General features: G+C 40.9%; 10 protein-coding genes and 1 tRNA gene. 4 read left to right on the top strand and 7 right to left on the bottom strand.

Going from position 1 to position 12,497, the window contains the following annotated elements:
• Positions 1-119 precede the first annotated feature (119 nt).
• The 3 genes from ACL9RF_RS06610 to rpe all read right to left on the bottom strand — a co-directional run bounded on the left by ACL9RF_RS06610 (position 120) and on the right by rpe (position 4,486).
• On the bottom strand, positions 120-1,019 hold the full coding sequence (locus tag ACL9RF_RS06610; RefSeq protein ID WP_422799811.1) for a hypothetical protein: 900 nt from the start codon (positions 1,017-1,019) through the stop codon (positions 120-122).
• 188 nt (positions 1,020-1,207) lie between these two features.
• Positions 1,208-3,475, bottom strand: a complete 2,268-nt coding sequence (locus tag ACL9RF_RS06605) for an aconitate hydratase (RefSeq protein WP_422799810.1) — start codon at positions 3,473-3,475, stop codon at positions 1,208-1,210.
• Positions 3,476-3,805: 330 nt separating this feature from the next.
• Positions 3,806-4,486, bottom strand: a complete 681-nt coding sequence (gene rpe, locus ACL9RF_RS06600) for a ribulose-phosphate 3-epimerase (protein ID WP_422799809.1) — start codon at positions 4,484-4,486, stop codon at positions 3,806-3,808.
• Between the two features lie 139 nt (positions 4,487-4,625).
• Between rpe and ACL9RF_RS06595 the strand changes: the two genes are divergently transcribed.
• The gene (locus tag ACL9RF_RS06595; protein ID WP_422799808.1) at positions 4,626-6,755 is read left to right on the top strand and encodes an HD family phosphohydrolase; all 2,130 of its coding nucleotides are present in this window, start codon (positions 4,626-4,628) and stop codon (positions 6,753-6,755) included.
• Between the two features lie 125 nt (positions 6,756-6,880).
• Positions 6,881-6,970: transfer RNA gene (locus ACL9RF_RS06590), tRNA-Ser, on the top strand.
• A gap of 344 nt (positions 6,971-7,314) precedes the next feature.
• Here ACL9RF_RS06590 and ACL9RF_RS06585 read toward each other — a convergent pair.
• Entirely contained in the window at positions 7,315-8,247 is a 933-nt protein-coding gene (locus ACL9RF_RS06585; protein WP_422799807.1) for an endonuclease/exonuclease/phosphatase family protein, read from the bottom strand.
• A gap of 511 nt (positions 8,248-8,758) precedes the next feature.
• Between ACL9RF_RS06585 and ACL9RF_RS06580 the strand changes: the two genes are divergently transcribed.
• Positions 8,759-9,931 carry an MFS transporter gene (locus ACL9RF_RS06580; protein ID WP_422799806.1) on the top strand — a complete coding sequence of 391 codons (1,173 nt, stop codon included), beginning with the start codon at positions 8,759-8,761 and terminating at the stop codon, positions 9,929-9,931.
• Positions 9,932-10,005: 74 nt separating this feature from the next.
• Here the strand turns inward: ACL9RF_RS06580 and ACL9RF_RS06575 are convergent, their stop codons facing one another.
• From ACL9RF_RS06575 to ACL9RF_RS06565, 3 genes are all read right to left on the bottom strand, one after another.
• Positions 10,006-10,743 (bottom strand): class I SAM-dependent methyltransferase, encoded by a 738-nt coding sequence (locus ACL9RF_RS06575; protein WP_422799805.1) that lies wholly within the window; start codon positions 10,741-10,743, stop codon positions 10,006-10,008.
• Positions 10,744-10,807: 64 nt separating this feature from the next.
• The gene (locus ACL9RF_RS06570; protein ID WP_422799804.1) at positions 10,808-11,371 is read right to left on the bottom strand and encodes a hypothetical protein; all 564 of its coding nucleotides are present in this window, start codon (positions 11,369-11,371) and stop codon (positions 10,808-10,810) included.
• Positions 11,372-11,376: 5 nt separating this feature from the next.
• Entirely contained in the window at positions 11,377-11,943 is a 567-nt protein-coding gene (locus ACL9RF_RS06565) for a GNAT family N-acetyltransferase (RefSeq protein WP_422799803.1), read from the bottom strand.
• Positions 11,944-12,071: 128 nt separating this feature from the next.
• Between ACL9RF_RS06565 and ACL9RF_RS06560 the strand changes: the two genes are divergently transcribed.
• Complete coding sequence (locus ACL9RF_RS06560) at positions 12,072-12,404, top strand: Rieske (2Fe-2S) protein (RefSeq protein WP_422799802.1); 333 nt, start codon at positions 12,072-12,074, stop codon at positions 12,402-12,404.
• The last annotated feature ends 93 nt before the right edge of the window (positions 12,405-12,497 follow it).

Below are 12,497 nucleotides of genomic sequence, written 5' to 3'. Positions count from 1 at the left end.
CGAATTCCCTTAGGGGGCTATCCCTGCCATGGGGTAAATTTTTTATCCGTTTAAACAGTAGGGTATGCAGGCCTGAAAATACACCCTGCATACCCTAATGGAAACTTAAAACTTAAAATTTAAAACTTAAAGCCTAAAACCCAAAGATTTTCGTAGAACCAGATAAACTGCGACGCTTTGTCAACACCTCTTCTGCCGGTAGTACGAATACTACTAAGGTCGGTAAAACCCGTTTTAAAACTACCTTGAATATACATCCACTTTAAGAAGTGGTATTGAACGCCCGCTTTTGCGGCAAAACCATACCCTGCAATATTCCAGAAGTGGTTCCGTCCAAGACCAAATAAGCGCACATCCGAACGAGGGATCAAAAGACCACCTTCCAAGCCAGTTTCCATGTTCACATAAGACTTACCGGTACGTGAGACCCAGATATCATCGTAACGTTCGATACCCACAGCTGCGAAATTATAACCGTCGGTATGTTCAAAAGAAAGGTTGCTTTCGTCCAAAGTTACATAATCACCATCTTTAAGCTGGCCGAAGACGCCCGAAGAAACTTGTGGGTCAGAAACCAACTCATTGGCATGGCCACGGAAGCGTACGGTCTGTGGTCTGTCGACTACATATTTCATATGATCCCAACCCAAGGAGATACTGTAATTATCTTTTATAAAATAACCAAAGTGGAAATTAAACTGTGGAATAGTGATTTCAGCAGGGTTAATATACGTCCATCCCAATTTAGTAGGTCTGTCCGAAGCTTTAACCTTTTCTAGGGTAAAATCATATCCCGGTCCTTGAAAACGGATATCACTTTTGGCATAGCTGGAGAAGTTATAACCCCAGTGTGCGAAGAACTTCCCTTTATTGCTCTGTAGGCGGTTATAGCGCGGGTTAAAAATACTCTTGGCCACACCATTGTTGCCGGCTGTTTCTGGTACGGCCGTTTCCTGAGCAAACAATGTGGTGCTCAAAGCCATTGCTCCTAAAAAGAGCGCAGATAGTTTACTGAACATATATACTTATAATGAAGAGAAAATAGTATGCACAACCAAATACATGCATAACAGAATTTGTGAAAATATTAATCTTTATTGTGTAGCTACGGTCTTAAAGCCTTGGGGCTACTGGCGTATAGCTAATGTATAAAGGAGCTGTCTTTTAACGAGACAGCTCCTTTAATAAATTATTGGATTTACAAATATTATTTAGCTTGATTTGCACGGATAATATTTAAGGCACCACCCGCTTTAAACCATTCGATTTGCTGCGCGTTGTAAGTGTGGTTCACCGTAATTTGCTCTTCCGTACCATCCGCATGGTGTATTACCAATGTCAAAGGAACGTTAGGCGAAAATTCGGTTAAACCTAAAATATCAAACGTATCATCTTCTAAGATCTTGTCGTAATCTTCCTTATTCGCAAACGTCAAGCCCAACATACCTTGTTTTTTCAAGTTTGTTTCGTGAATACGAGCGAAAGATTTTACCAACACAGCGCGAACACCTAAATGACGAGGCTCCATGGCAGCATGCTCACGAGAAGATCCTTCACCATAATTTTCGTCGCCAACAACGATTGTACCGATATTGGCCGCTTTATAATTACGTTGTGTTGCTGGAACAGCACCATATTCACCTGTAAGTTGGTTTTTAACGGTATCTGTTTTATCGTTGAAGTAGTTAACAGCACCAATCAGTAAGTTGTTGGAAATATTGTCCAAGTGACCACGGTATTTCAACCAAGGGCCAGCCATAGAAATATGATCTGTCGTACACTTACCTTTAGCTTTGATTAACAACTTCAAACCTTTAAGGTCTGTACCTTCCCAAGGTGTAAATGGATCTAACAACTGAAGACGATCTGAAGAAGGAGATACCTCTACTACCACCGAAGAACCATCTTCTGCAGGAGCCTGGTAACCAGAATCTTCAACATCAAAACCTTTCGATGGCAATTCATCACCAGTAGGAGGGTCTAATTTAACCTGCTCTCCGTTTTTGTTGGTTAACGTATCCGTAACCGGGTTAAAACCTAAATCACCAGAGATTGCAATGGCAGCAACCATTTCCGGAGAAGTTACAAATGCAAAGGTATTCGGGTTACCATCGGCACGTTTCGCGAAGTTACGGTTGAACGAGTGCACGATTGTATTTTTCTCTCCTTTATCCGCACCTGCACGGTCCCACATACCAATACATGGACCACAAGCATTGGTAAAGATTGTAGCGTTAAGGTCTACGAAAGTTTTCAATAAACCATCGCGATCTGCAGTATAACGCACCTGCTCTGACCCCGGGTTAATACCAAACTCGGCCTTCGTTACCAAACCTTTTTCAATAGCTTGACGCGCGATCGATGCAGCACGAGCCAAATCTTCGTACGAAGAGTTGGTACAAGAACCGATTAATCCCCATTCTACTTTTGTAGGCCAGCCATTTTTCTCAGCCTCCTCACGCATACGGGATGCTGGAGTATATAAATCTGGAGTAAAAGGGCCGTTTAATGAAGGCTCTAACTCCGATAAATTGATTTCAATTAATTGGTCGAAGTATGCCTCAGGGTTAGCGTACACCTCAGGGTCTGCCGTTAAGTGTTCTTTAATTGCGTTGGCAGCATCAGCAACTTCTTCACGACCTGTAGCACGTAAGTAACGCTCCATAGATTCGTCGTAACCGAAAGTTGATGTTGTCGCACCAATCTCCGCACCCATATTACAAATAGTACCTTTACCTGTACAGGATAACGATTCAGCACCTTCGCCAAAGTATTCAACGATAGCACCTGTACCACCTTTTACAGTAAGAATACCAGCAACTTTCAATATAACATCTTTCGGCGCTGCCCAACCCGACAATTTACCGGTTAGTTTTACACCGATTAATTTAGGGAATTTAAGCTCCCATGGAAGGCCTGCCATAACATCACAAGCATCAGCACCACCAACACCGATGGCAACCATGCCTAAACCACCTGCATTTACGGTATGCGAGTCTGTACCGATCATCATACCACCTGGGAAAGCGTAGTTTTCTAAAACTACTTGGTGAATAATACCCGCACCTGGTTTCCAGAAACCAATACCATATTTATTTGAAACAGAACTTAAGAAGTTAAAAACCTCTGAACTTTCATTTTTCGCACGTGTTAAATCCTGCTCCGCGCCATCACGTGCTTGGATCAAGTGGTCACAGTGAACCGTTGAAGGCACGGCTGCTTTAGCACGGCCAGCTTGCATAAATTGCAATAAAGCCATCTGTGCAGTAGCATCCTGCATCGCTACGCGATCCGGTGCAAAGTCAACATACGACTTACCACGCTCATACGCTTGTGTAGCGTTGCCATTCCACAAGTGCGTGTACAAAATTTTCTCAGAAAGTGTCAATGGTTTATTTTCAATTTTACGAGCCGCATTTACACGCTCCTCGAATTGAGAATAAACTTTTTTGATCATGTCTATATCAAATGCCATTTATTTAAATGTTTTAATGTTCTACGTTTGAAATAACCTATAATGATCCCAGGTCATTTTTTATTATCCCGCACAAAAATACTAAAAATCAAATTTTAAATACAATTTAAGCGCCTTTAAGCACAATTTGGAATTATTCTAAACTGATGGGCATCACATTCTTTACCTGTGCTGTTTTACGGTAGAGCTGATCATTCTTTCCGAGGTTTCAGCCTGAATAAAGCACAAAAATGGAGGGCAGGGCAGGTGCCCTTATCTATTTCATCGCTACGAAGCCGTGTAAAAATAACACAGCGATGGAATTTGGGAAGTATAAGTGCTGCAGCGCAACTAAATGCGCTGCTGACTTATGTCGATATTTTTTAAGTCACGTATGGTGCTTGTCGGGTTTTCTGCATTAAAAACAAACGATCCAGCCACTAAAGCATCTGCGCCGGCTTTCAACAATTTTCCGGCATTAGCAAGGTTTACGCCGCCATCAACCTCGATAATTAAATTTGGGTTTCTATCGGCAGCAAGGGCGCGAAGTGTGGCTATTTTCGTATAGCTGTGCTCAATAAACTGTTGTCCGCCAAAGCCTGGGTTCACTGACATAATCAATACCAGATCCAAATCATGAATAATATCAGTCAATACCTGCACAGGTGTATGAGGGTTCAGAGCCACACCAGCCTTACAGCCCAGCTCCTTAATAGCCGATATCGTGCGGTGCAGGTGCCTGCATGCCTCGTAATGAACGGTAATAATATGAGCGCCGTTATCTTTACAAGCCTGCAAATATCGGTCTGGGTCTATAAGCATTAAATGTACATCTAAAGGCTTCTTGGCATGTTTAGCAATAGCCTGCATAACGGGGAAGCCAAAAGAAATATTGGGTACGAATACCCCGTCCATAATATCGATATGAAACCAATCGGCTGCACTTTCGTTTACCATTTCAATATCCTGGGATAGATGAGCAAAATCTGCGGCCAAAATAGATGGGGCTATAATATGTTGCGCTGCTGACATATGTTGAGTTCTTAGATTTAAGGGGTAAATATACAATTTAAGATCTTATCTAAGGCTACAATTTTTTGTGGTTGCAGGTCGGCAGTAGCAATAAATGGTGAATATTAACTACTTTTGCTTTAAACAGTAATCTTTTTCCGTGGCAAAACTCAAAATAAATTACGTAGACGCAAAACTGCAGAATAACTCACCGATTTTTAAATTCGGGATGGTAATCTTTACCGTGGTATTGATATGTATCTTTTTACCCAAGCAGCCTCGTTTTGAATATGAATTTCAAAAAGGGAAAGCGTGGAACCATGAGAATTTGGTATCGCCCTATAACTTCGCGATATTAAAAACAAAGGAGGAGATGGATAAAGATCGGCAGCAGATTTTAAAAACGGTACAGCCAATTTATAACCTAAGTCTAACCGTAAGCAAGGAGCAGATTGACCAGTTTACAACAGATATTGCTGAAAAATGGCAGAGTAGCCAGATGGATACGGTGCCATCCTTAAAGCTGGATCTGTATAAAGGTAAAGGGGTGGAGCTCTTAAATGCGGTGTATAATCGTGGCGTAATGTCGTTGAATAATAGGTACCAAACGAAGGGGGCCGACAATGACAAGGTTAGTGCTACCGATGCGAATTATAATTTTACGCTGCTAAATAATAATGTGGCCATACAGAAAAATACGGTAGATTGTTTTAGCATTGACGAGGCTAACGATTTTATGCAGCGCAATTTGGATAACGATAGTCGTATTGTCAAGAAAAAATGGCTTGCCGAAGTGCTTAAAAATTATGTCACCGTAAACTTTATTTTTAATGAAAACCTTACCGAAAAGGTGGAGCAAACGGCTTTAGCGAATATTTCCACCACCCGCGGCATGGTTCAAAAAGGGGAGCTGATAGCTGAAAAGGATAAAATTATTAATAACGAAACCTACCAGAAGCTGGAATCGCTACGTAAAGTTTTTGAGGATGAAGCCAAAATTACGGGTAATAAAAATTATGTCGCCCTGGGGCAGTTTATGTTGGTCGGTCTTGCTATGACTTTATTAATGGTGTTTTTCTTCTTTTTTAGAAGGGAGATATTTAATAACAATAGGCTGCTGGCCATTGTTTTTATCGTCATATTGTGTATGTTGGGTGTGTTGTCTTGGGCTATAAAAATGCAGATCTCCAGTTTGTATTTTATTCCCTATTGTGGGGTGCCTATTATTTTTAGAATTCTTTTCGATACCCGTGTGTCCTTAAATATTCACCTGCTGATGGTGCTCATATCGGCCTTGTTTGTGCCCAATAGTTACGATTTTGTCTTTTTGCAATTTATGTCGGGGCTGGTGGCAATCTATAGCATCCGTACACTCGTGAAGCGGGAGCAGTTTTTAATTTCAAGTTTATTAATATTGGCGACGTATTTTGTAGGTTATATCGGGCTTACCATTACCAGGAATGGGTCTTTGAATAATATTTACTGGACCGATCTTACACCTTTTGTGGTAAGTGTGGGTTTAACCTTATTGGCGTATCCATTAATTTATGCCTTCGAGCGTCTTTTTGGTATTGTGTCAGACCTAACACTGATGGAGCTGACAAATAGTAACTCGAAGCTGCTAAGAGAGCTGTCCATTAAGGCGCCAGGAACGTTTCAGCATTCGCTGCAGGTGGCCAACCTTGCGGAAGCTGCTATTTATAAAATTGGCGGTAGTCCGTTGCTGGTGCGTGCCGGTGCTTTATACCATGATATCGGGAAGATGATCAATCCGCTTTACTTTATCGAAAATCAGAAAAATGGAATTAATCCTCACCAGGAGCTTACCTCCGAGCAGAGTGCCCAAATTATTATTTCCCATGTTTTAAAGGGTGTGGAGATTGCGCGGCGGCATCAGCTACCCGAGGTGGTGATTGATTTTATACGTACACACCACGGTACAACGCGGGTGGATTATTTTTACAACGAGTTTATACTTAATAACCCCGATAAATTGGTGGATGAGACAATATTTCACTACCCAGGGCCGATTCCTATCTCTAAAGAAACCGCGGTGCTGATGATGGCCGACTCGGTAGAAGCGGCTTCACGTGCATTAAAAGAGCCTACCCAAAAGTCTATTTCTAATTTAGTGGATAAGATTATCGACCATAAATTGCTGCAGAAACAGTTCCAAAATGCGAATATTACTATGCGTGATATCAATGATGCAGCGCTAATTTTTAAAAATATGCTGATGAGTATTCATCATGTGCGTATAGATTACGACTTAAGCAAAAAGAAAGATTAATTTTTTTTATAAAAAAGGAATTGACTCTCAGTTGGTTATTTTAAAATGTTGATTTTTTGCAAAAAAAAGGCGTTTTGGGCTTTGAGGATTGATTTTTTTGCCTTATGTTTGCATTGTCAAAACACGGAGAGGTGCCTGAGTGGCCGAAAGGAACAGTTTGCTAAACTGTCGTACTGGAAACGGTACCGCGGGTTCGAATCCCGCCCTCTCCGCCAAGACACACTAAAGCCCACTATTAACAGTGGGCTTTCTTATTTTATACGCTTAAGGAAAACGATTAGGGCTCCCTACAAGATTCCCTTAAGAAAATCCAACTTCATATTAAACTGTCCCATCGTAAAGAACCTATGAAAGGTGTAAGATGATGTAGGTGTAACCTTTCTGATTTAACCAACTAATAATTTAGCTGGCCACATAAAAAACAGTAAGTTTGTCGGTCGGTTCGCCTGTAATTTAGAGCAGTAGTTGCAGGTCGACTTAAATACCGTTATATCCGTTCCTGTAGTTTGGGTATAATAATTTACTTTCAGGAAATACAGGTCAGGATAACACCAACGGCTTAAAAAGATACAGTAATGCAGACCGGAAAATGATCGGAAGGCATGCGTGCCGAATAGTTTTTGAATGACAATTCGGTTGGAAAATCTCCCTTTTTTATTTCTTTAGCCTCCTCTTTAGGACTTCGGTAGCTGTCTGTTAAGACCGCGTACTTATGCACCCTTACATTTGAGGTTACAAAAATATGATCGATTCTGGAATCAGTCATTAAGTCGCTGTCAAATGCATTAAAGGTGCCATTTAAAGCATAGGTGAGTGTGCTAAGCGAATAAGCATCCCGAAGTAAGCCAGAATCGTTTATTATGCCATAAATAGGGTTGTGCTGGTCCACATTAAAGTCGCCCATTAACAAAGCCGTTTCCCTACCTGCCAGCGCTTTAATTTTTTCCAATACCAGGAGACAGCTATTTTGTCGCGCTAACACGCCTACATGATCTAAGTGTAAATTAAAAACCCAGAATGTTTTACCATTCAAGTTAGATTTGAACTTGGCATAGGTACAGATTCTCGGAAGCGCAGCATCCCAGCCTTTCGTTGGTTTGTTGGTAATTTCACCTAACCAAAAGTTACCCTGCGCGACTAGGGTGTACCTATCCTTTCGATAGAATATGGGTGCGTACTCACCTTTTGTCTCCCCATCATCTCTGCCTACGCCCACATAATTGTACTCTGGTACACGATTAAGCAAGTCAGTTAACTGGTTATGTAAAACCTCCTGTGCGCCAAATATATCAAATTCGTTGTAACGGATAAGTTGAGCAATCACCGGAAGGCGCTGCTGCCAACCATTACCACGTTCAACATCTCCTTGGTTATCATTTCGAATATTGTACGTTGCAATTTTTAAATGTGCTGTCTGGGCAATAGCCTGCGACAGTATACATCCCAATACAATAAGTAACCAGAAGGGTTTAATATATTTTATCATCATCATTGGTTTTAAGTTGATGTAGGTTAGGTCTAAAAATACCACACTGTTTTTAGAAAAAGAAGTTTTCGGTGTAAAGCCACAGTATTTTTACGTTGCTCCGATTAACACTTTTAAAAACAGCCAATAGTTAAACCTCTGTTTCAAGTCAATAAAAATTAGTCGGATGAAAAACAGATAACAACCGATGCCTGTGCCGAGGCATCCCCTAACCAATATTGCTCGTTACATCAAGATCTGTTTGACAAAAGAAGTTGTAGCTGCAAGTATGTCTTTCGTCAAAAAGCATTCGGCCAGCCGGGATGGATATATTAATCAACAACAATTTTTGCTATTAGCAACCATGCATTGCCGTATTTTTCGATTTCCATTTGGAGAAGCATCTCCATAAATCCGCTAGGAGCCTCCAAATCTGGTGGTAGGTAGGCCTGTGTAAGCGGCTGAGAAATACACAATTTCTTGCTGTATTTAATATTGATTTTGTAAGTTCGTACTGTTTTAATTAGTGCAGTATCCTTTGGAAAATCAAAATACAGTAACCAAATCCACCCTATGGCTAATGACGATAGCTTCGGGGATTGTTGTTGGCAATATCTACTATAATCAGCCATTATTGTCTTTAATCGCTAGCGAGTTTAAGGTTGGCGAGGCTGCGGTAAGTAAGATTTCGGTGCTCACACAAGTCGGTTATGCCTTAGGTTTACTGTTGATAGTACCGCTTGGTGATAAATTTTTCCGAAAGCGTTTAATTTTGGTAGACTTAGCTGTTGTGCTGCTATCCTTGATATGGATGTGTTTTGCAAGTTCGGTATGGATGTTATACGTTTCCAGTCTTCTTATAGGTATAACCTCTGTTGTGCCGCAACTTTTTGTTCCTATGGCGGCAGAATTATCTGCACCCGAAAAAAAATCCGGAAATATAGGTATGGTGATGTCTGGTTTACTAATCGGTATATTAATGTCGCGCACCTTAAGTGGTATTGTCGGCGACCTGTGGGGCTGGCGTGCGATGTTTGGTATAGCAGCGGTACTAATGGTTTTAACCTGGTTTGCCCTGTTGAAAAAGCTTCCCGATGTTAAGCCAAATTTTGTCGGCAGTTATGCCTCTTTAATGAAGTCTGTATGGCAATTGGCAGCCACACAACCGGTATTGCGGTTGGCCTCCTTTCGTGGTGCCATGGGTTTTGCTGGTATGTCGGCCGTTTTTACCACACTTGTATTCCACCTGGAGCAGCCCCCCTTTATGGTCGGCCCGTCGGTCGTAGGAAGCTTCGGTTTAGTGGGCGCTGTAGGTGCGCTGGCGGCAGCATTTGTGGGGCGTTTTACAAAGCGCTATTCTAGGTTTGCGATATTACAGCGCGCCTTGCTGTTGCTTTTAAGCAGCTGGCTGTTTATGTATTTCGGGGGCAATACCTATATCGGTTTAATAATCGGTATTGTCATACTCGATTTAGGTCTGCAATCGACACATATTATGAATCAAACGGATTTCTTTTCAATTAAAACCAAGGCTACCAACCGCCTGAATACCGTATATATGGTTTCTTATTTTATTGGCGGTTCGTTAGGTACCTGGAGTGCATCACTGGCATGGCAACACTATGGATGGACAGGGGTATGTGTTATCGGTTTTGGATGTAACGTTTTAGCCTTTGTCGCACATCAGCTACTCGCCAGTAGGGCAGAATAGCTGATGTAGCCTATTATTATTATTATTATTATTATTATTATTATTATTATTCCCCAATTCCTCACATCAAAGGATTATTTTATACGCCCCACCCTAAAGAATATGGGGAAGTTAACCTTACGGATTTCAGTCGTTCCCCAAGCATGAATTAAATCGTCTTTAATTTCATTGATAGGGTTAACGCCATTTTTCTCCTCATAATTCTTCACGGCCGACCAGGTATTTAAGTAGCCTAACAGGTGATCTAACTTCCACAGCTTAATATTGGTAACCGCTGGGGTTTCCAGCTCCCGAAATGGAAAGGGTAGGGTTTGATAATGCTGCTGTACGTAGTGCTTATCAAATTCCCAATATGCGTCTACAACGGTATTGTAAAATCGATTTATAATTTCGTCAATCTCCGGTGTTATCATACTCATTTCGTAGCCAATGACAGCAATTAAGCTATTTTCTTTTCCAACACGTTTTACTTCATGGTAAAACTTATCAAGATCAAACCATTGAATTGCCTGGCCTACAGTAATCAAATCGAAGCTATTGTCCTTAAAAGATGTTTTTTCGGCCGGTTGGACGGAATAATTAATATTAACGGACTGCTGCGCATTATCCAGTTGAGCTTGACTGATATCAGTGGCTTCGACAGTTAAAAAATCATGCGCTAACTCCTGTGCTATTTGTCCGTTACCGGTTGCACAATCCCAGGCAGCATCTTTGTCCTGTATTAAGGGATATATAAAATCATAGATCGATTGAGGGTAGGTAGGACGATAAATCGCATACTTATCTGATATTGAGGAAAAATTATCTTTCATAGTAATATGATTTTGTTATAAAATTAAAGAATTAGTACTACAAAAGATAACTCTTTTTTTAAAATTAATCTTCCTCTAACACATCGGCAATCAAATACTTGCCATTTTGGTGGGTTACAAAAATTTTTCTATGGTATTCCTGGTGGAGGCCTTTATCCATTAATGTTGTCTTGAAGACTATTGTATCCACGCGGTTATGCTTTGCTGGTAAGGCTTCACAATCCTTAACCAGAATCTGGTCATAATCTTGCCCTGAAATTAAAAAAGCAATATTATTAATGTGGGTGGCAGTATCAAACTTAGCGGCCCACTTTGTGTTGAATTCCTCCTCACTGAGGCTATTATCGACCTGCATATCAACGTTCATTGCATCAATTTTATAGGCATTATAAGTTTCAGTGGTCATAGTTGCCATATCCGTGTCGAGCTTAAAATGATCTTCAATAGCGGCTATAAGCCATTTTTTAGCTTCCTCTGTTTGGAGTTGATTTTTTCCTGTATCCACCTGCTGCAGCGCCGCTGTTGCGGAGCTTCCTGTTGTGCCCGAGACTTTTGATGTGTTGTTTGTGCAGGAACTAATACATAAGTTCGTAATAAATAATGCGCTTAAAGCAAAATATACCTTCATATCTATTATTTTAAATTAGAATTTAACCACTCCTCTTTTAGGATCGAGAAAACCTGTAAGTCCAGGTACCTGTTGCCGATTTTCTCCACCTGTCGTAAAACCCCTTCCTTCGTGAAACCTAAACGTTTAGGAATGGCGGCGCTACGCGTGTTTTCCGTTGCGCACAATATCTCTACCCGGTTGAGGTTTAATCTGGTAAAGGCCAGCTCCAGAAGTTTGGTGCATCCTTTGGTAATTATACCCTCTCCTTGCGCATCCTCAATCAACCAATAGCCAATAGCAGTATGGTTGTTATTGTTATCTATAGCATTAAATCCGATACGGCCAACAAGCCTACCATGGCGAAATATATTGTAGCTTAATTCCTTGCCATCCACCCGGTCAAGCACGCAGTTTCGTAAGTAATTGGTGTAGTCGTTTACACTTTCCATTTTTGCCACCCAAGGTAAAAATTGGGCTAAATGATTGTGGTTATCCATGACGGCATGAAAAAGATCTTCAGCATGATCCGCATGGCTCAGGCACAACAGGATGCCATCTGCCAGTGGTATATCCTTACTTTCTATTTCCATTTTATTCTTGATTTTAAAGTAAAATGTCGAGATGCTTGAATCTGTAGATGCATAGCATTCTAGAAGACACGATTTAAATATAAAGGAAGCAAATTAAAAATGAAAAACTTTTTTGTGTAGTTTTGAGTATGGCATGGATTGAGATACCCTCCGAATACCTAAATGAAAAAGGCAAAGTACAATTGGTCGAATTGCCGGAAGGTTCATTCTGTTTAGTTTACGATAAGGATAAATGGGTAGCATTTTCCAAAAAATGCCCCCATGCCGGTGCTCCATTGGTTGCAGGCTGGTGCGAGGCTGGCGACATTGTTTGTGCCTACCACAGACATCGCTTTAGTTTAGCTACAGGGCGAGGTGCAGCAGGGCAGGGGAATTATATAAGCCTATATCCTTTACGTTGGGAAGGCGATACCTTATATATAGCACTTAAAGATTCTTTTTTCAAGCGTTTGCTGCGGTAATTTTATTTATTTAGCTCAAAAGCACTCTTTTTTTTATCCTTTCGCTCTACTAATCTAGAAAAAAGCTGTGTTTTCTTGTTTTTTTGTGTGTGT

The organism is Sphingobacterium sp. Mn56C (assembly GCF_049319645.1).
Classification (GTDB): domain Bacteria; phylum Bacteroidota; class Bacteroidia; order Sphingobacteriales; family Sphingobacteriaceae; genus Sphingobacterium.
This window is presented reverse-complemented; position numbering and strand designations above follow the sequence as displayed.